The 20,972-nt window shown below is 69.8% G+C and carries 25 protein-coding genes and 1 riboswitch; of the genes, 18 read left to right on the top strand and 7 right to left on the bottom strand.

Going from position 1 to position 20,972, the window contains the following annotated elements; translation table 11 throughout:
• Positions 1-37: 37 nt before the first annotated feature.
• From PV646_RS24875 to PV646_RS24860, 4 genes are all read left to right on the top strand, one after another.
• Complete coding sequence (locus tag PV646_RS24875) at positions 38-628, top strand: RNA polymerase sigma factor (RefSeq protein WP_500344592.1); 591 nt, start codon at positions 38-40, stop codon at positions 626-628.
• Entirely contained in the window at positions 621-1,676 is a 1,056-nt protein-coding gene (locus PV646_RS24870; protein ID WP_500344591.1) for a CU044_5270 family protein, read from the top strand. The genes PV646_RS24875 and PV646_RS24870 overlap by 8 nt, the downstream gene beginning before the upstream one ends.
• A gap of 110 nt (positions 1,677-1,786) precedes the next feature.
• Positions 1,787-2,215 carry an SRPBCC domain-containing protein gene (locus PV646_RS24865; RefSeq protein WP_500344590.1) on the top strand — a complete coding sequence of 143 codons (429 nt, stop codon included), beginning with the start codon at positions 1,787-1,789 and terminating at the stop codon, positions 2,213-2,215.
• 9 nt (positions 2,216-2,224) lie between these two features.
• Complete coding sequence (locus tag PV646_RS24860) at positions 2,225-2,782, top strand: TetR/AcrR family transcriptional regulator (protein WP_500344589.1); 558 nt, start codon at positions 2,225-2,227, stop codon at positions 2,780-2,782.
• Here PV646_RS24860 and PV646_RS24855 read toward each other — a convergent pair.
• A complete protein-coding gene (locus PV646_RS24855) occupies positions 2,729-3,217 on the bottom strand; it encodes a MarR family winged helix-turn-helix transcriptional regulator (protein WP_500344588.1) in 489 nt (162 codons plus the stop codon). The two genes, PV646_RS24860 and PV646_RS24855, sit on opposite strands and share 54 nt — an antisense overlap.
• 94 nt (positions 3,218-3,311) lie before the next feature.
• Here PV646_RS24855 and PV646_RS24850 point away from each other — a divergent pair, with 94 nt between their 5' ends.
• Together PV646_RS24850 and PV646_RS24845 are read left to right on the top strand one after the other, a co-directional pair.
• On the top strand, positions 3,312-4,076 hold the full coding sequence (locus PV646_RS24850; RefSeq protein WP_500344587.1) for a DUF4142 domain-containing protein: 765 nt from the start codon (positions 3,312-3,314) through the stop codon (positions 4,074-4,076).
• 29 nt (positions 4,077-4,105) lie between these two features.
• Positions 4,106-5,269: an FAD-dependent oxidoreductase gene (locus tag PV646_RS24845; protein ID WP_500344586.1), complete on the top strand. Its 1,164-nt coding sequence runs from the start codon at positions 4,106-4,108 to the stop codon at positions 5,267-5,269.
• Here PV646_RS24845 and PV646_RS24840 read toward each other — a convergent pair.
• Positions 5,254-5,622, bottom strand: a complete 369-nt coding sequence (locus PV646_RS24840; protein WP_500344585.1) for a winged helix-turn-helix transcriptional regulator — start codon at positions 5,620-5,622, stop codon at positions 5,254-5,256. The two genes, PV646_RS24845 and PV646_RS24840, sit on opposite strands and share 16 nt — an antisense overlap.
• An 85-nt stretch (positions 5,623-5,707) precedes the next feature.
• Here PV646_RS24840 and PV646_RS24835 point away from each other — a divergent pair, with 85 nt between their 5' ends.
• Genes PV646_RS24835 through PV646_RS24815 form a run of 5 tightly spaced genes read left to right on the top strand, consistent with a single transcriptional unit; the run spans position 5,708 to position 9,011 of the window.
• A complete protein-coding gene (locus PV646_RS24835) occupies positions 5,708-6,103 on the top strand; it encodes a nuclear transport factor 2 family protein (RefSeq protein WP_500344584.1) in 396 nt (131 codons plus the stop codon).
• A gap of 52 nt (positions 6,104-6,155) precedes the next feature.
• Positions 6,156-7,295: an AI-2E family transporter gene (locus tag PV646_RS24830; RefSeq protein ID WP_500344583.1), complete on the top strand. Its 1,140-nt coding sequence runs from the start codon at positions 6,156-6,158 to the stop codon at positions 7,293-7,295.
• 23 nt (positions 7,296-7,318) lie between these two features.
• Complete coding sequence (msrA, locus tag PV646_RS24825; RefSeq protein WP_189152823.1) at positions 7,319-7,816, top strand: peptide-methionine (S)-S-oxide reductase MsrA; 498 nt, start codon at positions 7,319-7,321, stop codon at positions 7,814-7,816.
• Complete coding sequence (locus PV646_RS24820; protein WP_500344582.1) at positions 7,795-8,295, top strand: MOSC domain-containing protein; 501 nt, start codon at positions 7,795-7,797, stop codon at positions 8,293-8,295. The genes msrA and PV646_RS24820 overlap by 22 nt, the downstream gene beginning before the upstream one ends.
• Positions 8,292-9,011, top strand: coding sequence for a polysaccharide deacetylase family protein (locus PV646_RS24815; RefSeq protein ID WP_500344581.1), 720 nt, complete (start codon positions 8,292-8,294; stop codon positions 9,009-9,011). The genes PV646_RS24820 and PV646_RS24815 overlap by 4 nt, the downstream gene beginning before the upstream one ends.
• On the opposite strand, the gene PV646_RS24810 is transcribed toward PV646_RS24815, so the two are convergent.
• Both PV646_RS24810 and PV646_RS24805 read right to left on the bottom strand, forming a co-directional pair.
• Positions 9,008-9,877, bottom strand: a complete 870-nt coding sequence (locus PV646_RS24810; protein WP_500344580.1) for an SDR family NAD(P)-dependent oxidoreductase — start codon at positions 9,875-9,877, stop codon at positions 9,008-9,010. The two genes, PV646_RS24815 and PV646_RS24810, sit on opposite strands and share 4 nt — an antisense overlap.
• Positions 9,877-10,602, bottom strand: a complete 726-nt coding sequence (locus tag PV646_RS24805) for an SDR family oxidoreductase (protein ID WP_500344579.1) — start codon at positions 10,600-10,602, stop codon at positions 9,877-9,879. The genes PV646_RS24810 and PV646_RS24805 overlap by 1 nt, the downstream gene beginning before the upstream one ends.
• 93 nt (positions 10,603-10,695) lie before the next feature.
• On the opposite strand from PV646_RS24805, the gene PV646_RS24800 reads away from it, so the two are divergent.
• Positions 10,696-11,367: a TetR/AcrR family transcriptional regulator gene (locus PV646_RS24800; protein ID WP_500344578.1), complete on the top strand. Its 672-nt coding sequence runs from the start codon at positions 10,696-10,698 to the stop codon at positions 11,365-11,367.
• A gap of 1 nt (position 11,368) precedes the next feature.
• On the opposite strand, the gene PV646_RS24795 is transcribed toward PV646_RS24800, so the two are convergent.
• The 3 genes from PV646_RS24795 to PV646_RS24785 form a co-directional block, all read right to left on the bottom strand.
• The gene (locus PV646_RS24795) at positions 11,369-12,124 is read right to left on the bottom strand and encodes an NPP1 family protein (RefSeq protein WP_500345078.1); all 756 of its coding nucleotides are present in this window, start codon (positions 12,122-12,124) and stop codon (positions 11,369-11,371) included.
• A 152-nt stretch (positions 12,125-12,276) separates the two neighbouring features.
• Positions 12,277-14,544 carry a 5-methyltetrahydropteroyltriglutamate--homocysteine S-methyltransferase gene (metE, locus tag PV646_RS24790; RefSeq protein ID WP_500344577.1) on the bottom strand — a complete coding sequence of 756 codons (2,268 nt, stop codon included), beginning with the start codon at positions 14,542-14,544 and terminating at the stop codon, positions 12,277-12,279.
• Between the two features lie 71 nt (positions 14,545-14,615).
• Positions 14,616-14,835, bottom strand: a riboswitch (cobalamin riboswitch).
• The gene (locus tag PV646_RS24785; protein WP_500344576.1) at positions 14,834-15,433 is read right to left on the bottom strand and encodes a TetR/AcrR family transcriptional regulator; all 600 of its coding nucleotides are present in this window, start codon (positions 15,431-15,433) and stop codon (positions 14,834-14,836) included. Its footprint overlaps the riboswitch before it by 2 nt.
• A 76-nt stretch (positions 15,434-15,509) precedes the next feature.
• Here PV646_RS24785 and PV646_RS24780 point away from each other — a divergent pair, with 76 nt between their 5' ends.
• The 6 genes from PV646_RS24780 to PV646_RS24755 all read left to right on the top strand — a co-directional run bounded on the left by PV646_RS24780 (position 15,510) and on the right by PV646_RS24755 (position 20,971).
• Positions 15,510-16,250 carry an enoyl-CoA hydratase/isomerase family protein gene (locus PV646_RS24780; RefSeq protein ID WP_500344575.1) on the top strand — a complete coding sequence of 247 codons (741 nt, stop codon included), beginning with the start codon at positions 15,510-15,512 and terminating at the stop codon, positions 16,248-16,250.
• Entirely contained in the window at positions 16,243-17,619 is a 1,377-nt protein-coding gene (locus tag PV646_RS24775) for an AMP-binding protein (RefSeq protein ID WP_500344574.1), read from the top strand. The genes PV646_RS24780 and PV646_RS24775 overlap by 8 nt, the downstream gene beginning before the upstream one ends.
• Positions 17,616-18,005, top strand: a complete 390-nt coding sequence (locus PV646_RS24770; RefSeq protein WP_500344573.1) for an acyl-CoA thioesterase — start codon at positions 17,616-17,618, stop codon at positions 18,003-18,005. The genes PV646_RS24775 and PV646_RS24770 overlap by 4 nt, the downstream gene beginning before the upstream one ends.
• A complete protein-coding gene (locus PV646_RS24765) occupies positions 18,002-19,555 on the top strand; it encodes an amidohydrolase (protein ID WP_500344572.1) in 1,554 nt (517 codons plus the stop codon). Before PV646_RS24770 ends, PV646_RS24765 begins: the two co-directional genes overlap by 4 nt.
• A complete protein-coding gene (locus PV646_RS24760) occupies positions 19,552-20,151 on the top strand; it encodes a GNAT family N-acetyltransferase (RefSeq protein WP_500344571.1) in 600 nt (199 codons plus the stop codon). Before PV646_RS24765 ends, PV646_RS24760 begins: the two co-directional genes overlap by 4 nt.
• Before the next feature lie 121 nt (positions 20,152-20,272).
• Positions 20,273-20,971, top strand: coding sequence for an NUDIX hydrolase (locus PV646_RS24755; protein ID WP_500344570.1), 699 nt, complete (start codon positions 20,273-20,275; stop codon positions 20,969-20,971).
• Position 20,972: the final 1 nt, after the last annotated feature.

Here is a 20,972-nt window from a genome sequence, read left to right as displayed (position 1 = left end):
GCGGGAACGCTCCTGGGGGCTGCGACCAGGTAGGTCCGTGCGAACCCAAGAGGCGCCCGTGGCGCTGACACCGGAGGAGGCGCCGGCCGTGCTGGACGAGGCCGCGCTGCTCGACCTCTACGAATCGACGGCCGAGCGGTTGCACCGCTACGTGGCCAGGCGGGTCGGCTCCGACACCGCGCAGGACGTGGTGTCGGAGGCGTTCCTGGTGCTCTGGGACCAGCGCGCCGGGCAGGCCTACGAGGCCGACGCCGTCCGTGCCTGGCTCTACGGGGTGGCGACGAACCTGCTGCGCGGTCACGTCCGCGCCGAGGAACGCAAGCTGCGGGCGTGGAGCAAGGAGTACGCGGCCCGCACCGACGAGGCCGACATCGGTGATCGGGTCAGCGCCGCGGCGGACGCTGACACGCTCGCCGGTCCGCTCACCGCGTGGCTCGCCGAACTGCGCGTCGAGGAACGCGAAGTGCTGCTGCTCAACGCGTGGGCGGACTTCTCGCCCGCCGAGATCGCCGTGGCGCTCGACGTTCCGGTGGCCACCGTGCGCACCCGGCTGCACCGGGGCCGCGCACGCCTGCGCACCCGCATCGCGGCGACCGACTTCGACTTCAAGGAGGACAGCCATGTCTGAGCCCACCAAGCCCGAGACCCTCGACCGGGTGCTCGACGCCGCGCTGTCCCGCGCCGGTGACGAGCCCGTCCGGTTCGACGTCGCCGCCGGCCGGAACGCGTTGGCCGCGGCTCTGAAGTCACGTGTGGAGGAACCGGTGGCCGTCGAGCACCGGCCGCGCCGCCGCACCCGCTGGCTCGCCGCCGCGGCCGCCGTGGCCGTGCTGACCGGAGGTGGCCTGGCCGCGTCGACCGTCGACCTCACCGGCGTCGGCAGCAACTCCGCGACCGCCGCCGAGGAGTTGACCAAGGCCGCCGACCTCGCCTCCCGCGTGGTCGACCGGCCGCTCGCGCCCGGCCAGTTCCGCTACGTGCGCAGCCGGTACGAGGGCATCAGCCCGGAAAGCTCCGGGGTGGCGGTGTACAGCGACATCCTCCAGGAGAAGTGGATTCCCGCCGACCGCCGCGACGAGTGGTTGTTCCGCAACCGGAACACGTCGACGAAGTGGCTGGAGGGACACGAGGGCCAGGGGCAGCCGAGGTCGGGTTCGGCGTTCAAGGACGGGGCCGAGTTCCGCGGCAAGTGCGGCAACTTCTCCTACATGGCCGAGGGGTCACCGGACCGCTGCACGACCGGGACGTTCCACGCTCCGACACCGGAGTTCGTCGCGGGGCTGCCGAAGGACCCGGCGCAGATGCTGGCGAGGCTGAAGGAGGCCGGTCAGGCCGGTGACGCGGGCGCGCTGGTGCAGGCGGGCGAGGCGCTCAACTCGGGTGAGTACCCGGCCGAGGTGCGCGCGACGATCTTCCGCGCGCTGGCACTGCTGCCGGGGCTGGTCGTGACCGACAAGAAGGCCAACCTCGACGGCAAGGAAGGCGTCGCGCTCGGCATGAAGCACTTCGAGAGCTTCACCGAGATCATCATCGATCCGGCCGACGGTGACTACATCGGCCGCCGCGACACCGTCGCCGAGGACCAGTCCGCGGAGATGGGCGGTCTGAAGAAGGGCACGGTCCGCAGCTCGTCCGCGGTGAGCACGAAGATCGTGGACTCGCTGGGCGCCGAGTAACTCCTCCCGCCGATTCGGGGCGCGGGAGCAACATGCAACCCTGGGGTTGCGCATCCTCGGGGGGATGTGCAACTCTGGGGTTGCACTTATTGGCGGACCTGGGAGTTGTCGTGAGCGTGGACCGGATCGAACGCGAGACCCTGATCGAAGCACCGCTTCAGCGGGTCTGGCAGCTGGTGACCGAGCCGGGGTTCTGGGTGGCCTCCCGGCCGTCCGGCACCGCGGTCGAGGGGGAGACGACCCTCTGCAGGCACGAGCAGTACGGCGAGTTCCCGGTGCGGGTCGAGACCGTGACGCCGCAGACCTACGTGTCCTACCGCTGGGCCAGCGCGTTCGGCGGGCAGGAGCTGACCACGGACAACACGACGCTGGTCGAGTTCACGCTCACGCCCGAGGGCGCGGCGACCAGGCTGAAGGTCGTGGAGAGCGGGTTCTCGCTGCTCGCGGGCTCGGAGGAACTGCGGGAGAAGGCTCTGCGGGACAACACGGGTGGCTGGCCCGAGGTGCTCGAGGCGTTCACTAAGAAGGCCGAGAGCTAAGTTGGCCACGTGCCCAAATCAGCCGACCGCGGTCGCCGCACCCGAGAACAACTGATCGACGCGGCCGCCGCGCTCGTGGGCGAGGTCGGCTGGGGTGCGGTGACCACGCGGCTGGTGGCGGAACGGGCGGGCGTCAACGCCGCGCTCGTGCACTACCACTTCTCGTCGGTGTCCGAACTGCTGTCGACGGCCGCGCTGCAGTTCGCCACCCGCGCGCTCACCGAGTCGGCGGACGTGTTGCGGTCGGTCCCGCCGGCCGAGGGGGTCGAGCGGATCTTCGAGGACCTGTCCCGGTTCACCGGCACGGATCCCGAGTCGTTGCTGCTGGCGGAGGCGTTCCTGGCCGCGCACCGGCTGCCCGAACTGCGGGCCGGGCTGTCGGCGCTGGTCGCGGACTTCCGCTCACGGGTCGCCGCCTGGCTGGGCGAGGCCGGGGTCGAGGACGCCGACGGGGTCGCGTTGTTGCTGGGCGCGGCCATCGACGGGTTGGTGCTGCACCGCGCGCTGGACTCGTCAGTCGACTTCCGCGCGGTCACGCGGTCGTTCCGGCGCCTCGTCGCGGGCTGACCAGCGCGGCTCGCCCCCGGCCTCGGCGAACGCGGTCAGCGCCTCGACCAGGCCGTGCCGCAGGTGCTCCGGCATGCGGGCGACGATCGTGCTGATCTCGACCCGCCTGCGGGCCATCACCTCGCCGACGACCCGGCTGCCCTCCTCGCTCGCCACGACCACGACCTCGCGTTTCGTGGCGGGATTCGGCGCGCGGTCGACCATGCCGGACGTGATCAGGCGGTCGATCATGCGCTTGGCCGTGGAGGGGTTGACCTCCAGCAGGTCGGCGAGCGCGGTGAGGCTCATCGGGCCGCGGCTGTCGAGCAGGACGACCATGCGGAGCTGCGGCAGCGTGAGCGTCTCCTCGACGGCCGCGAGCGACCGCGCCGAGACGGCTACCAGCAGGCGGGACGCGGTGAGGACCGCGTCGGTCAGTTCATCGACATCGCTCACTCCCACAGTTCTACAGGGCCCGCCGAAGGTAACGAAACGATAAACATTGCAGTGTGCAACGGTGGCGCGCCGCCGCCCGTCCGTACCTCTCGGCATGCGGATACTCCTCGTCGCTTTGCTGGTGTCGTTGCTCGGCGCGCCGCCCGCGTTCGCGCAGCAGGATCTGGGACCCGACTACGTGCAGACCCAGTTCGGGCCGATGGGTCCGGCCGGGCGGGACCTGCTGCAGAAGGTGGCCCTCGCGGGGTTGTGGGAGGGACCCGCCGGGCGGATGGGGCTCGAGAAGTCGTCCAGCCCGCTGGTGAAGGAGGCCGGTCGGCACCTGATCGACGGGCATGCCGACCTGGACCGGCGCACGGTCGAGCTCGCCCGCACGTTCGGCGTGCAGCTGCCGACGCAGCCCAGTGAGGCGCAGCAGGGGTGGCTGAACGAGATGCAGGCCGCGCCCGCGCGCAGCCCCGAGTTCGACCGCGTTTTCGCGAATCGGCTTCGCGCGGCGCACGGCGGTGTCTACAAGTTTCTCGCCGCGGTGCGCACGGGCACGCGCAACACGGCGATCCGTGACTACGCCAAGGTCTGCATGGACACCGTGCTCGACCACATGACGGTGCTCGAGGCCACCGGGATGGTCGACTTCGCCGACACCGAGGCGATCCCGCTCGCGCTCGTCGCCCAGCCGTCGTCGATCGCGCCCACCACTCCGGCGGCCGCTCCCCGGCCGAACCAGCAGTACTCCCAGCAGCAACCGCAGGACGACGGCCTCCCCGACGGCGCGGTCGGGCTGGGGGTGCTGGCGCTGATCGTGGCCGGCCTCTGGTTCTGGACGAGCGGGCGGAGCAGCCGTCGGATGCACCCCTAGGACCTGTGCCGGAGTGCTAAGTTGGGCATATGCCTAAGTCGAATGCCCAACAGCGAGCACTGGTCGTCGGAGCGGGGATCGCCGGGCTCGCGTCCGCGTGGTGGCTGGAACGCGCCGGGTGGGACGTCCTGGTGGTGGAGAAGGCGCCGTCGTTCCGCGCGGGCGGCTACATGATCGATTTCTTCGGCCCGGGTCACGAGGTGGCGCGGCGGATGGGACTGCTGCCGGCGCTGGAGGGGAAGCGCGCGCCGATCTCGTCGGTGACCAGCGTCGACTCCTCGGGACGCAGACGCGGTGAGATCTCCACCGCCGCCTACGAAGCCGTCGCGGACGGGGTGATCAGCCTGCTGCGTGGCGACCTGGCCTCGGTGATCCGCGACGACCTGCGAGCTCCGATCCGTTACGGCTCAACGGTTTCTTCGGTCGAGGACGGGCGGGTCGTGTTCTCCGGCGGGACCGCGGACGAGTTCGACCTGGTCGTCGGTGCCGACGGGGTGCACTCGCGCGTGCGGGAGCTCGTGTTCGGACCCTCGTCGTCGTACGTGCGGTACCTGGGTCACCACACGGCGGCGTTCTCGTTCCGTGATCCCGAGTTGAGCGAACGGATCGGCTACCGCTACCAGATGCTGACCGTGCCGCACCGGATGATCGGCTGTTATGCCGTGCGGGACGGGACGATGGCCGCGTTGATGCTCTACCGCTCCGACTCCCCGGAGCTGCCGGCTGATCCCGCCTCGGCTCTGCGCGAGCGGTTCGGTGACCTCGGGTGGGTCGCGCCCTCGTTGCTCTCCGTCGTGCCGCAGGACGTGTACTACGACGAAGTGTCGCAAGTGGACATGCCGGTGTGGCATCGCGGCAAGGTCGTGCTCGTCGGTGACGCGTGCGGGGCCGTGTCTTTGTTCGCCGGCCACGGGGCTTCGCTCGCGATGACCGGGGCGTGCGTGCTGGCGGAGGAGCTGTCCGCCGGGTTCGAGGGTGCTTTCACCCGGTACGAGTCGCGGATGAAGCCCGCCGTGGCGCACACCCAGGAGTTCGGACGGCGGTTCATCGGCTGGATGGCGCCCTCGTCCGCGTGGCGGATCTCGGTGCGCGACATGGCTTTCCGGCTCTCCGGGCTGCCCGTCGTGCGGAACCTGATCCGCGGCTCCGTCATGCCGGACGTGGACGGCGTGCTGAGCTACCGGGCGTCGTAGGTCTCACGGTTGATCAGCACCTCGGCGATGTGCTCCTCGGCCCACCGGCACAACGCGAGCAACGGCTCGTGCAACGTGAGCCCGAGCTCCGTCAGCTCGTACTCGACCCGAGGCGGCACCTCGGCGTACACGTGCCGCGTGATGAGCCCGTCGCGTTCGAGGTCCCGGAGCGTCTCGGTCAGCACCTTGCCGCTGATCCCGTCGAGCTGCGTCTTGAGGTCGCCGAACCGCGCGCGCCCGTTGCCCAGCACCGAGACCGCCATCGCCGTCCACTTGTTGGCGATGCGCGCCAGGCTCGTGCGCGACGGGCAGGTGGCCGCGAGGACGCTCCAGTCCGGCAGTGTCTGTGACATGGCGCACATCCGTCCATTAGTTACGTTGAGGTAATTGGTTACTTTTGGTGAGCATAGGACACCCGCAAGGAAAAGGAGAACCCTCATGAACAGCCCGCTCGCCGTGGTGACCACCTACTTCGAGGCCTTGGAGTCCGGTGACTTCGCCACCGTCGCCGCCCAGTTCGCCGACGACGTCGTGTGGCACCAGCCCGGGGACAACCGGTTCTCCGGTGTGCACCGCGGCAGTGACGCCGTGGGGGCGATGATCGGCGGCATGATGTCCGTGTCCGAGGGCACCTTCTCGTTGAAGCGCAACGCTTCCCTGATGGTGAACGGGGACGTCGTGGCCGCTTCGGTTCGCTGGACGGCGAAGCGGTCCGGAGCCGAGATGGACGGGACCGGCGTCGACCTCATGCGCGTCGCCGACGGCAAGGTCGCCGAGGTGTGGCTCTTCACGGCCGACCCGGCCGAGGAGGACACCTTCTGGGGTCGCGGTTAACGAAACGGCATGTCTGCCACCCGTTCGGGGCGGGTAAGGACAGACTGTGGGCGTGGAACGGGATCGCAGGTGGACGGACAAGGGTGAGGCCATCGGGCACGGCGTGAGCTGGCTCGCGCGCTGGAGTCTGCGCGCGGCGCTGGCCGCGCTCGGCTTCTGGATGGTGTTCTGGCTGGTCGGCAAGCTCTGGGTGATCGTGATGCCCGTGCTGCTGGGTCTGCTGATCACCACGGTGCTGTGGCCGCCGGCGCGCTGGATGATGTCGAAGGGCCTCAACTCGGCGCTGTCGGCGACGATCGTGCTGCTCGTCGGGCTCGGCGTGCTGGGCGGTGTGATCGCGGCGATCTCGTCGTCGATCGCGTCCGGCGTGCCGGAGATCGCCCAGAGCGCGCAGAAGGCCGTCACGCAGCTGCAGGACTGGGCTTCCGGGCCGCCGTTCAACCTGCGCGGCAGCGATCTCGACAAGCTGATCGCCCAGGGCGTCGACCAGGTCAAGTCGAGCATCGGGTCGATCGCGAACGGCCTGCTGACCGGGGCCGGCGCGGTGACGTCCGGTGTCGTGACCGGTCTGGTGGCACTGCTGCTGGCGTTCTTCTTCGTGAAGGACGGCATGCGGTTCACGCCCTGGGTGCGCGGTGTGATCGGCGAGCGCGCCGGCGGCCACGTGACGACGGTGCTGGAGCGGGTCTGGGTCACGCTCGGCAGCTTCATCCGCAGCCAGGCCGTCGTGTCGCTGATCGACGCCGTCTTCATCGGGGCGGGTCTGCTCATCCTCGGCGTGCCGCTCGCGATCCCGCTGGCCGCGCTGACGTTCCTCGGCGGCTTCATCCCGATCATCGGCGCGTTCATCGCCGGTGCGCTGGCCGTGCTCGTCGCCCTGGTGAGCAACGGCCTGACCACGGCCATCATCATGCTGATCATCGTGATCGTGGTGCAGCAGGTCGAGGGCAACGTGCTGCAGCCCATCCTGCAGTCACGCGGCCTGCGTCTGCACGCGGCGGTCGTGCTGCTCGTCGTCACGGCGGGCACCAGTCTCTACGGCATCGCGGGCGCGTTCTTCTCCGTGCCGGTCGCCGCCACCGTGGCCGTCGTCATGCGCTACCTGGGCGAGGTCATCGAGGCGAAGTCCGTAATGGTTACGTCACAACCTGACGGGGATGATCCGGGGGAGACCGAACGTTCTCCTGAGTGAACACCGAGAAGAGGAGTGACACTGTGACGGAGAAGGCTGTTCTCGCCGGCGGCTGTTTCTGGGGCATGCAGGACCTGTTCCGCCGCCACCCCGGCGTCGTCTCCACGCGCGTCGGGTACACCGGCGACCCGAGCACGCCGAACGCCACGTACCGCCGCCACGGCAACCACGCCGAGGCCATCGAGATCGTGTTCGACCCCGAGCAGCTCAGCTACCGACAGGTCCTGGAGTTCTTCTTCCAGATCCACGACCCGTCGACCCGCAACCGCCAGGGCAACGACATCGGCGCGGGCTACCGCTCGGCGATCTTCTACACCGACGACGCCCAGAAGAAGGTCGCGGAGGAGGTCATCGCCGCGGTCGACGCCTCCGGCAAGTGGCCGGGCAAGGTCGTCACCGAGGTCACCCAGGAGTCGGACTTCTGGCTGGCCGAGCCCGAGCACCAGGACTACCTGGAGCGCTACCCGAACGGCTACACGTGCCACTACGTGCGGCCGGAGTGGCAGCTCGGCGAGCGTTGATCGAGATCGTGGCGCTGCACGTCTCACCCGTGCACGCCTTCGAGGGCCGTCCGACGGACGGCCCTCGTCCCGATCCCGGACCCGTCTCGCACGACCGCGTTGTCGTCCGCGCGGGCCTGGGCATCGTCGGTGACCGCTACTTCAACCACCCGGCGCACCGCAACGCGGCGGTCACCTTCATCGCCGCCGAGTCACTGGCCGCGTGGCCGGTGAACCCGCTGGCCGCCCGCCGCAACGTCGTCGTGCGGGGGTTCGACGTGGACTCGCTGCCGCGCGGCGCGGTGTTCAGCCTGGACAGCGGTGACGGCCCGGTGCGGTTCGAGGTCCATCGTCCGGCCAGCCCGTGTGCGTGGATGGACCAGGTCATCGCTCCGGGTGCCTTCAAGGCGTTGCGGGGCAAGGGCGGGATCCGCTGCGTTCCGCTGGACGACGGGGTGCTGCGCACCGGCGAATCCGCCATGGCCATAGTGGGCGCATGAAGTGGTTGCGCCGCAAGCCAACGATCATCACGGCGGTGGGCCTCACCGTGGTGCTGGTCGTCGCGATCTCCCTGTGGAACGTCAGCAGCGCCCGCACGTTCCAGTTCTTCGGTGACCTGGTCGACCGCGTCGAGACCGACGACAGGGTCGTGGCCCTGACCTTCGACGACGGCCCCGATCCGGCCGGCGCCCAGCAGGTCCTGGACCTCCTGGCGGCCGAGCAGGTCCCGGCGACGTTCTTCCTCATGGGCCGCGACCTCGAGAAGCACCCGGACCTCGGCAGGCGGATCGCCCAGGCCGGGCACGAGATCGGCAACCACACCTACCACCACCGGCGCATGGTCGGCGTCCTGCCGAGCACGGTGGCGAAGGAGATCGAGGACACCGACGCCCAGATCCGCAAGACCGGCTACAGCGGTGACATCCACTTCCGCCCGCCCAACGGCAAGAAGCTCTTCGTCCTGCCGCACTACCTGGAAGAACACGACCGGACCACGGTCATGTGGGACGTGGAGCCGGACTCCGCGAACAACCCCACCGCGCAGGAGATCACCCAGCGGACGCTGCGGGAGACCAGGCCGGGCTCGATCATCCTGCTGCACCCCATGTACGGGAGCCGGGAGCAGACCCGGCAGGCGCTCAAGCCCGTCATCACCGGGCTGAAGGAACGCGGCTACCGGTTCCTCACCGTGTCCGCGCTCCTGAACAGCCGTTAGATCAGGTCGACGAGCTCCACCCGCCGCAGGAACTCGCTGCGAACCCGGTCCGCCACCGCGTTCACGACCTCCGCACCGTCCTGCGACGGATCGACGTGCACGCGGAACGGTGGCTTCTCCGAGCCCACCACGTCCACGATCGCGTCGGCCACCGCGCCCACGTCCGCCCACGACGGCTCCAGCTCTGCGAGACGGCTGCCGACCTGGTCCATCAGGCCGGGGTAGAACTCCTCGTACTCGGCCGCCCGCGTGGTGTCGGCGGGGGTGCCGCTGTGCGCGAAGTGGTTGGTGCCGTGGGTGAAGGCGCCCGGCACGACGATCGTGGTCTCGATGCCGAACCGCAGCAGCTCGGCGCGGTACGAGACGGCGACCGCGTCCATGGCCGCCTTGGCCGCGAAGTACGGGGCCAGGTACGGGGGAGTGCCGCCGCGCGTCGAGCTCGAGCCGACCCACACGACGTGGCCGGAACGCCGGCCGCGCAGGTGCGGGAGGGCCGCTCGGTTCACGCGTTGGGTGCCCAGGACGTTGACGTCGTAGAGGGCCGCGTACTGCTCCGGCGTGAAGGCTTCGGCCGGGCCGGTGACCATGTGGCCCGCGTTGTGCACGACCACGTCGAGGTGGCCCTGCTCACCGATGATGGTGCCGATCGCGGCGTCCGCGGACTCCTGCGACTGCACGTCCAGTTCGACGGCGTGCACATCGATGTTCGCAGCTCCGAAAGCCTTCAACTCGGAGACCGCGGCGGCGTTGCGGCCCGCGGTCTCCCGCATGCCCGCGTAGACCGTGTGACCGGCGAGCGCGAGCCTGCGCACCGCCAGCGCGCCGAAGCCGCTGGACGCTCCCGTGACGACGATGACCTTGCCCATCAGATGATGCCTCCGTTCGCGCGAATGGTCTGGCCGTTGATCCAGCGCGCGGGACCGGCCAGGAACGAGATGACTTCGGCGATGTCGCCGGTGGAGCCGAGGCGCTCCAGCGGCGGCTGCTTCGCGAGGGTGTCGATGGTCGCCTGGTCCTTGCCGTCGAGGAACAGGTCGGTGGCCGTGGGGCCGGGGGCGACGGTGTTCACGGTGATGTCGCGGCCGCGCAGTTCGCGGGCGAGGATCAGGGTCAGCGCCTCGACGCCGCCCTTCGACATCGCGTAGGCGCCGTACTGCGGAAAGCGCAGGCCCACCACGGACGACGAGACGTTGATGACGGCGCCGCCGTCGCGCAACCGGCGTGCGGCCTGCTGGGACACGATGAACGTGCCGCGGGCGTTGGTGCGCATGATCTTGTCGAACGTGTCGAGGTCCATGTCCGCGACGGTGCCGAGCGGCATGACGCCGGCGGAGTTCACGACGACGTCGACGCCGCCGAAGGTCTCCTGAGCCAGTTCGAACGCGGCGGTGACGGCGTCCTCGTCGCCCACGTCCGCCTGGGCGGCGACGGCCTGGCCGCCGTTCGCCCTGATCTTCTCCACGGTCTCGTCGGCGGCGGTCTTGTTGCCGGCGTACACGATGACCACGGCCAGTCCGTCGGCGGCGAGGCGTTCGGCGGCTGCCCGCCCGATGCCCCTCGATCCGCCGGTGACGAGCGCAACGCGAGTCATGTCAATGCTCCTACCTGGTGTTTCCGCTGTTACCTCAATCAACGTAGCACTGATATCGAATCACCGCTACCGCTGCCGTGTTATCGTCGTTGCATGGACACGAGGGAGCGTCTGGTGAAGGCCGCGGCCGACCTGCTCGTAGAGGGCGGCAGGGAAGCGGTCTCCACGCGCGCGGTCGCTTCGGCGGCAGGGGTGCAGGCGCCGACGCTGTACCGGCTGTTCGGCGACAAGGACGGGCTGCTCGACGCCGTGGCGGCGTTCGGCTTCTCCGACTACCTCGCGACCAAGCACGCGATGGGTGCCACCGACGACCCCGTGGACGACCTGCGCAGGGGCTGGGAGTTGCACATCGGCTTCGGTCTGGCGCGTCCCGCGTTCTACCTGCTGATGTACGGCGAGCCGCGCAAGCGTGAGGCGAGGCTGCAGGCGGACGCGATGCTCCGCGAGATCATCAGCCGCATCGCGGGGGCGGGCCGCCTGACGGTTCCGGTGGAACAGGCGGCGCAGTTCGTGCACGCGACGGGGCTGGGCGTGGTGCTGGCGTTGATCGCGACGCCGGAGGAGGACCGCGACCTGGAGCTCATCACGTTCGCGCGCGAGCAGGTCATCAGGGCGATCACGACGGACGTCGCGCCGGACGAGCCGACCGACATCCCGAGCCGGGCGATCGCGTTGCGCGTCGCACTGGAAGAGGACCCGCCCCTGATGCTGTCTCCAGCGGAACGGGTCCTCTTGGCCGAGTGGTTGAACAGGGTGGCGAAGTGACCTACGCGTTCGGGTCGAACGCGATCCCGGCGGGCTTGGCCTGACCGAGGTTGTGGTTGAACGAGCCGTCCTTGATCGCCAGGGACGCGCTGCCGAAGTTCGCGTTCACGAGCTTGTCGCGCACCCCGGCCGGGAAGCGGTCCCAGCTGACCAGGTCGGGGTACTGGTAGACCCCGTAGTGGTTCTCCGCCTGCTCACCCGCGCCCGCGAGGCGGAAGCAGTGCGTGCTGGCGCCGTCCTTGTGGTAGATGATCTTGGGGTGGGTGCCTTCCCACTGCACGTTCGCCCGCGGGTGCGTCTTGTACTTGCCGTGCTCCGACGTCGAGACGTACTGGGCCACGTCGTTCTGCACCCAGACCACCACGTGCTCGATGTCGTGGCGGTGACCGCAGCAGTCCCAGATCGGAACGGCCTGGTCCTTCTCGAAGTACAGGTCGTACAGGTAGGCGCACCAGCCGTTGTTGCACTTGGAACGGCTGTAGGAGTTGGTGTTGTCCAGGTCGGACTGGTCGTGGCAGTTGCCGTTCAGCGCGCCCGAGTTCTTCAGGCCGGGCGCGATGTCACCGTTCGGCGAGATCGCCGGGGTGGGGTAACAGCCGTCGCCGTCGTAGTCGAACGCGGGCTGCCACTTGCCGTCGGCCGCCTCGTAGTTCGCGGGGATGGCCCTCGGCGGGTCGGCGAGCGCGATGCCGGGGAACAGTGCCGTGATCAGCAGGGCGCCGGCGAGCGCGGTCAGGAGCTTCTTCCTCAACTTCAGGCCTCCGGGGGATGCAGGGAGCGGAGAGGCTTGCGAGGCAGAAGGTGGTACATGAACCACGTTCACGTCTAGGTACTTCGCCAAATCTTTGCCATACCGGGAAATTCACAACCTCGGGACGGAATCGATCCCGTCCCGAGGTCGCTCCGTCATCAGCCCAGCTCTGACCGCATGCGACGGGTCGCGGCGACCAGGTTTCGCAACGCGGGCTCCACCTCGGCGTAACCGCGCGTCTTCAAACCGCAGTCGGGGTTGATCCACAAACGTTCACCCGGCACCGCGCGCACCGCCTCGGTGATTAGCGAGACGATCTCGTCCTCGCCCGGCACCAGCGGTGAGTGGATGTCGTACACGCCGGGACCGATGCCACGCGGGAAGTCCAGGCCCTCCAGGATCTCCATCTTGGACCGCGCGGCCTCGATCGTCGTGACGTCGGCGTCGAGGTCCGAGATCGCGCCGATCACCTCGCCGAACTCCGAGTAGCACAGGTGGGTGTGCACCTGGGTGCCCGTCGTGGCGCCCGAGGTCGCGAGCCGGAACGCGCCGACCGACCACTCCAGGTACGCCGGCTGGTCCTTCCGGCGCAACGGAAGCAGCTCGCGCAACGCCGGTTCGTCGACCTGGACCACCCGGATCCCGGCCTCCTCCAGGTCGCGGATCTCGTCCCGCAGCGCCAGCGCCACCTGGGCCGCCGTGTCGGCCAGTGGCTGGTCGTCGCGCACGAACGACCACGCGAGGATCGTCACCGGCCCGGTCAGCATGCCCTTGACCGGCTTGGCCGTCAGCGATTGCGCGTAGGTGCTCCACGGCACCGTGATCGGCTTCGGGCGTGAGACGTCGCCGTGGATGATCGGCGGTCGCACGCACCGCGACCCGTACGACTGCACCCACGCGAACTCCGTGCTGGCGAAGCCTTCCAGGTGCTCGGCGAAGTACTGGACCATGTCGTTGCGCTCGGGCTCGCCGTGCACCAGCACGTCCAGGCCGATGTCCTCCTGCAGGTCGATCACGCGGCCGATCTCGTCGCGCATCCGCTGCCCGTACTCGTCCTCGGTGATCTCGCCGTTCCGGACCGCCGCGCGCGCCCTGCGGAGGTCGCCGGTCTGCGGGAACGAGCCGATCGTCGTGGTCGCGAGCGGGGGCAGCCCGAGCCGGGCCTGTTGAGCGGCGGCACGTTCCTCGTAGGGCGCGCGGACGCGGTGCTCCGGCCGCAACGACTCGACGCGTGCCCGGACGTGGTCGTCACGGCGCGGGCTGGGCAGCCGACGCTGCGCCTCGTCGGCCCACGCGCCGTCCGCCCCACCGCGCAAAGCCTTGCCCAGCAGCACGATCTCGCGGACCTTCTGCCGCGCGAACGCCAGCCGCGCCCGCACGTCCGGTTCGAGGGTCTCGGCGTCCAGGTCGTACGGCACGTGCAGCAGCGTCGAGGACGACGAGACGACGACCTCGCGTGCGAAACCCAGCAGGGTCGCGGCCTTCGCCAGCGCGGCGTGCAGGTCGGTGCGCCACACGTTGCGGCCGTCGACCAGCCCGGCGACGAGGATCTTGTCGCGCAACGCGGGGATCGCGACCGACGTGTCCGGCGCGGCGACGAGGTCGACGCCGATCGCCTCGACCCGCGACTGGGCCAGGACCGGCAATGCCTCGCCCAGGTCGCCGTAGTAGCCGGTGACGAGCAGCTTCGGCCGTCCCGGCAAGCCACCGAGAGTGCGGTAGGCGCTCCTCAGGGCGTCGAGCTCAGCGGGGGTGCGGTCGGCGGCGAACGCCGGTTCGTCGAGCTGCACCCACTCGACGCCCTCGACCCTGAGCCGGCCGAGCAGTTCGACGTAGGCCTCCACCAGGCGGTCGAGCAGTGTCACCGGGTCGAAGCCCGGGACCGTGCTCTTGGCCAGCAACAGGAACGTCACCGGGCCGAGCAGCACGGGCCGGGTCGTGACGCCGAGGTCGCGGGCTTCGCGGTACTCGGCGATCGGCTGGTCACCGGCCAGCGAGAACTCGGTGTCCGGGCCCAGTTCCGGCACCAGGTAGTGGTAGTTCGTGTCGAACCACTTCGTCAGCTCCAGGGCCGCGGCGCCGTCCCGGCCGCGGGCCGCCGCGAAGTAGGTGTCCAGTTCGGACAGACCCAGGTCGCGGAACCGTTGCGGGATCACGCCGAACAGCTGGGCGGTGTCGAGCACCTGGTCGTAGAACGAGAACGTGCCGGACGGGATCGAGTCCAGTTCGGACAGTTCGGCCCAGGTCCGGGCGCGGAGTTCCCGCGCGGTCCGCCGCAGGGCGGCTTCGTCGATCTTCCCGGCCCAGTACTGCTCGACCGCGCGCTTCAACTCGCGCTTCGGTCCGATCCGGGGGTAGCCGAGAACGGTGCTGCCGATGGTCACAGGCTCTCTCCTCGCGAGCGTGCGGAAGCACCGGAGACCCACGAGGACAGCTCGAGACAGCACGAGGCCGGCCCGTCAGCCCGCCCGAGAGGCTCCGGAGCAGCGCGCACCGGTTGGCGCGCGCACCTGCGGCAGGTCTTCGGACTCGTGGGCGCCGTGCTGGAACCTCTGGGGGCTCACTCCTACCGGCCGTCGCTTCCCAGGTCTCGCGACCCAGTGCTGTTGACGGCTTTCGTTCCCACTCACCGCTGCGGGGCAGTCCCGGACTCGCACCGGGTTCCCTTTTGCTCCACCCGGGACGAACCCGGGTGAACCGCTGGCGTGATCGAGACTAGCGGGCCGCGCCGAGTATGCCCAGCGCCATGTCGGCGTACTGGATGGTGAGATCGCTCAACCCGACCGGCCCGGCGGGGGAGTACCAGCGCGAGACGCCGCTGCACATCTCCAGCAACGCCAGCCGTGCCACGCCCGGATCGGCCACCGACAGCTCGCGCGCCTTCACGCCGGCCTCGATCGCCTGCTGCCAGAAGCTCTCGTAGCGGTCGCGCAACGCCACGATCTCCTCGCGCCGTGCGCCGGTCAGCGCGCGCATCTCGCCGTCGACGACTGCGGTCTCGCGCGGCTTCTCGGCGTGGGCGCGGACGTGCATCTTGACCAGCGAGACGAGACGTCTCGTCTCGGTTCCGGCCTGGCCGGTGACGTGCTGGCCGGTGACGTGCTGGCCGGTGATCTGCTCGGCGGCGGTGATCAGCTCGGTGAGGCTCGTGCGCATGATCTCGGCCAGCAGGTCTTCCTTGGTGCCCATGTAGTGGTAGAGCGTCGCCGACGAGAGGCCGGCGGCCTGCGCGAGGTCGCGGATGCCGGTGCCGTGGAAGCCGCGCTCGGCGAACAACCGCACCGCGGCCTCGCGGACTCGTTCCTCCGTCGTCATCTGCTGCCTCCCTTGACCGGCTCGACGCGATCACTCTAGCGTCAAGCCCGATCGATCGATCGATCGAAGGGGAGACATGACCGTCGACTACTCCTGCGCCGAGGGCGTCGCGCAGGTGCACCTGAACCGTCCGGAACGGCTCAACGCCGTGGTTCCGGCACTGGTCGAGGACCTGCTGGCGGCGTTCGCACGAGCCCGTGAGGACCAGGCGCGGGTGGTCGTGCTGGCCGGACGCGGCCGGGCGTTCTGCGCCGGGCACGACCTCAAGGAACCGGTTCCGGCCGAGACCGAGGAGCAGACGCGGGCGCGCCTGGAACGCATCCAGGACGTCACCCGCGCGATCCGCGACTTCCCCGGCGTCGTGATCGCGGCGGTTCACGGCTACGCGCTGGGCGCGGGTGCCGAGTTCGCGCTGGGATGCGACCTGGTGGTGACCGGAGTCGGGGCGGAGTTCGGGTTTCCCGAGGTCAGCGTCGGCCTCAGCGTCACAGGAGGCGTCTCCGCCCTGCTGCCGCGGCTGGTCGGTCCGCACAAGGCGAAGGAATGGCTGCTGCTGGGCGAGCGGATCACCGGCGCCCGCCTGATGGAACTCGGAGTGGTCTACCGCGAGGTGTACGACCACGAGAAGCACGCGATGAAGCTCGCGAAGCGCATCGCCACCCAGCCTCCGGTCGCCGCGTTGCTGGCGAAACGCGCCATCGACCTGGGCTGTGGCTCGACGCTCGACCAGGCGCTGGCCACCGAGGTCGACCACGCCGTGATCACCAGCACCTCTGGCGAGGGGGACGGGGCGCGGGCGGAGTTCGGCCGTGGCTGACCTGATCGGCGCGCTGCGGACGGCCGTCATGCGGTGGCCGGACAGGACGGCGTGGACGTTCGATCCGGGCGGCTCGTTCACGTTCGCGCAGATCGGCGCGCTGTCCGACGGGTACGCGCAGGCGTTGCGCGACAAGGGGATCCGTGCGGGGGACCGGGTCGCGATCATGCTCCGGAACGTGCCGGAGTTCCCGCTGGTCTGGTTCGCGCTGATCAAGCTCGGCGCCACGGCCGTGCCGGTCAACGTGCGGTACCGCTCGGTCGACGCCGGCCACGTGCTGCGGACGGCCGAGGTGGTGGCCGTCATCAGCACCGAGGAGTTCCGGCCGCTGCTCGCCGGAGAGGTGGTGCACCTCGTCGAGGAGTTGAAGCCCGCCGGAGGGTTCGCGCAGGGCGAGGTGTCCGCGCCGGTCAGTCTGCAGTTCACCTCCGGCACCACCGGGAAACCGAAGGCCTGCGTGCTGTCGCACTCCTACTGGCTGACGCTCGGCGGCAGCCTCGTCGAGCACTTCCCGCACCTGTCCTCCGACGACGTGATGCTGACGGCGCAACCGTTCTACTACATCGATCCACAGTGGAACGTCGTCGCCGCGTTGCTGGCCGGCGCGCATCTCGTGGTGCTGGACGGCTTTCACCCGTCGACGTTCTGGGAGAAGGTCCGCGAGCACGGCGTCACCTACTTCTACTGCCTCGGTGCGATGCCCACGCTGCTGCTGCGCATGCCGCCCGATCCGCTGGACCGCGCGCACCGCGTCCGGGTCGTGCAGGCCTCGGCGATCCCGCCCGCCCTGCACGCCGAACTGGAAGAGCGGTGGGGCGTCGGCTGGTTCGAGGCGTTCGGCATGACCGAGACCGGCGCCGACCTGCGGATCACGGACGGCGACCACGACCGGTTCGTCGGCACGGGCTGTCTCGGGCTGCCCGCGCCGCACCGCGAGGCCAAGGTCGTCGACGGCGAACTCTGGTTGCGCGGCCCCGGGATGATGGACGGCTACCTCGGCCTGCCGTCGCCGTTCACCGACGGCTGGTTCCGCACCGGCGACCTGGCGCGGATCGAGGACGGCCGCGTCTACCACCTCGGCCGCAGCAAGGACATGATCCGGCGCAGTGGCGAGAACGTCGCCGCGCACGAGGTCGAAGAGGTGCTGATGTCGCACCCGTCCGTGCGGCTCGCAGCCGTGATCGGTGTTCCGGACGACATTCGCGGTGAAGAAGTGAAAGCGTTCGTGGTCGGGGAAGTAACCGATCTGGAGCTTGTCGCACATTGCTCCGAACGCCTGGCGTCGTTCAAGGTTCCGCGTTTCTGGGAGTTCCGCGAGGATCTACCGCGCACCCCTTCCGAACGCGTTGCCAAGGAGTTGCTGCGGTGAGCTTTCACTGGGAGAGCCCGGTCTTCTTCGACGAGTTGGATCTCAACGGCACCCTGCACAACTCGCGGTTCGCCCTGCACGTCGAACGCGCCCAGTCCGCGCTGTTCGAGTCGATGGGCTTCGGCTGGTCGACCTACGCCGACCGCGATCCCGACCTGAACTACGTGGTGAGAGAACTGCACGTCGAGTTCACCGCGGCCTTCACCTCGCCCGGCGTGCTGCCGGTCGAGATCACCGCCGACCGCATCGGCACGACCAGCGCCCGCTACGGCTTCCGGTGCGGCCACTACGCCACCGGCTACCGGGTGATCGTCAAGGTCGGCCCGGACGGCCGTCCCGCGCCGTGGAGCGACTGGTACCGCATGGCCTTCGAGGGACTCTCATGATCAAGGCGGACCTGCTGCTCACGAACGCCGAGTTCGTGACGCTGGACGGACCGGCGTCCGCGCTGGCCGTGCTCGGCGACCGGATCGTGGCACTGGAGGAGGTCCCGGCCCGCGAGGTCGTCGACCTCCAGGGCGCGACCGTCACACCGGGTTTCCACGACGCCCACAACCACATGGCCTGGTTCGGCCTCACGCTGTCCGAAGTGGACTGCCGCGTGACGAGCCTGGACGCCCTGTACGCGGCCGTCGAGGCCGCACCGGACGGCGAGTGGGTCGTCGGCTTCGGCTACGACCAGAACAAGTGCGGCGGCCACCCCACCCGGGACGGACTCGACCGCGTCGCGCGCGGCCGCAAGGTGTGGATCAAGCACACGTCCGGCCACATGTGCGTGGTGAACACGCCGGTGCTGGAGGCGCTGGGGATCTCGGAGCGCCCGGTCGAGGTCTCCGGCGGTCTCGTGGTCACCGACGGCGGGCGCCCGACCGGCCTGCTGCAGGAACAGGCCCAGCAACTGGTGAACCCGCTCGTCCTGCCCTACCCGGTCGACACCCTGGTCGACGCGATCGACCGGGCCGGCCGCGTGTACCTGAGCGAGGGCATCACGAGCTGCGTCGAGGCGGGCATCGGCGGCGGCTGGATCGGCAAGTCCCCGGTCGAGCTGGAGGCCTACCACCGCGCCCGCGAACGGGGAAGGCTGCACGTCCGCGTCGAGCTCATGGTCGCGGCCGACGCCCTGCACCCCGTCACGGAACTGGGGCTGGGCCTGGATCTCGGCGTCCGCACCGGGTTCGGCGACGACTGGCTGAGAATCGGCCCGGCCAAGATCTTCTCCGACGGTTCGCTGATCGGCCACACCGCCGCGCTGTGCCACGACTTCGCCGACACCCCGGGAAACCAGGGCTACCTGCAGGACACCGCGGACGCGCTGTGGGAACGGATCATCGCCGCCCACCGGGGAGGCTGGCGCGTCGCCACGCACGCAATCGGCGACGCGGCCATCGACCTGGTGCTCGACGCCTACGACGAGGCACAGCGCCTCGACCCGCGCCCCGACGTCCGCCACCGGATCGAACACTTCGGTGTCGCCCGCCCGGACCAGGTCGCGCGCGCCGTGGCACTGGGCGTGATCGCCGTGCCCCAGGGCCGTTTCGTCAACGAGATCGGCGACGGCATGCTCCGCGCGCTCGGCCCGGACCGTGCCGCGTGGGCGTATCGCCAACGGTCGTTGCTCGACGCGGGCATGATCGTCCCCGGCAGTTCGGACCGCCCGGTCGTGCGCGGAGCCCCGTTGCTCGGCATGCAGGACATGGTCGACCAGCTCACGTCGTCCGGCACGCCGTTCAGCCCCGGCGAGGCGGTGACGGGCCTGGAAGCGTTGCGCGCCTTCACCTGCGGCTCCGCGTACGCCTCGAAACAAGAACACCTCAAGGGCACGCTGACCGTCGGGAAACTCGCGGACCTCGTCGTGCTCTCGGACAACCCGGCGACAGCCGGTCGCATCAAGGACATCGAGGTGCTGCGCACCATGGTCGGGGGAGAGTTCCGGTGAAGCTCGTCGCTGCGTCAACCCTCACGCCGGACGAACTCGCCGACGTGCAGCAGATCTACTTCGACGGCTTCGAGCCGCACCTGCGGGCCTCGTTCGACGACCTGCTGGCCGACACCGCCCTGGTGCTGGTGGACGACAAGCCGCTGGGGTTCGCCGTCCTGCGCACGCTGGGCGGCACCGGCTGGGTCTACCTGCGCTACTTCACGGTGGGGGAGAAGGGCCGCGGCCTCGGCGAACACCTCTGGACGCACCTGCGCGCCGCCATGACGAGCGCAGGCCACACCCGGATCGTCTACGACGTCGAAGACCCGGCGCAGCACGGCATCGGTCCCGCCGAGGAACGGATCCGCCACCGCCGCATCGCCTTCTACCGCCGCCTCGGCGCCGTGCTGCTGCCCGTGAACGGCTACCTGCCGCCCCAGGGCAGCGCCGGTTACCCGATGCTGCTGATGGCCGCGGACTACGTCGACCAGTCCCCGGCCGCCGCCGACGACCTCGAACGGATCGTGGTCGCCGTCTACGAGCACCGGTACGGCATCGCGCCGTCCGATCCGGTCGTGGCCAGGACGTTGCGGCTCAGCGGCGTCTCGAGCTGACGACTCACCCTCGGACAGGAACCCCGCACGGACGATGTGGGCACCACACTGGTACTCGACATCACCCGGTCACTCGAACGGCGTCTTACTGTCGATCTGACAAAAAGCTACCGTTCCGGGCATGCCTCATTCGTCCTGGTCGCCGCCGACCCTCATGGTCACGGTCGACCTCGTGATCCTCACCCTGCGAGCAGGGGTGCTGAACGTCCTGTTGGTGGAGCGTGGAGTCGAGCCATACCAAGGGGAAATGGCCCTACCCGGTGGGTTCCTCGAGAGCGAGGCTGAGGATCTGCTCGCCGCGGCGCACAGGGAGCTCGCGGAAGAGGCAGGACTCAACGGGGCGTTGCTGCACCTGGAACAGCTCGGTGCGTACGGGCGGCCCGGCCGCGACCCGCGAGGGCGCGTCTGCTCCGTCGCCTACCTGGCGATCGCGCCCGGTCTGCCCGAGCCCGCGGCCGGGACGGACGCGGCGGGTGCCAGATGGCAACCGGTCGATGCGTTGCTCTCCAGGGAAGTTGGGCTCGCCTTCGATCACCTGTTGATCCTGGAGGACGGCATTGAACGCGCGCGGGCGAAGTTGGAGCACACGGCGCTTGCGACGGCGTTCTGCGGCGAGACCTTCACGATCTCGGAACTGCAGCAGGTGTACGAGGCCGTGTGGGGCACGGAGGTCGACCCGAGGAACTTCTACCGGAAGGTGCAGGGGGTCGACGGGTTCATCGTGCCCGACGGGCACAAGGCGACGCGGGGACGACCGGCGCGCCTGTTCAGGGCGGGCGCGCGGACCTTGCTGCACCCGCCGATCGTCAGGCCGGGCTGAG

Source organism: Streptomyces sp. ID05-26A (assembly GCF_033794685.1).
Taxonomy (GTDB): Bacteria; Actinomycetota; Actinomycetes; order Mycobacteriales; family Pseudonocardiaceae; genus Lentzea.
Note: the sequence above shows the minus strand (reverse complement) of the source record. Positions and strands in the feature narration are given on the sequence as shown.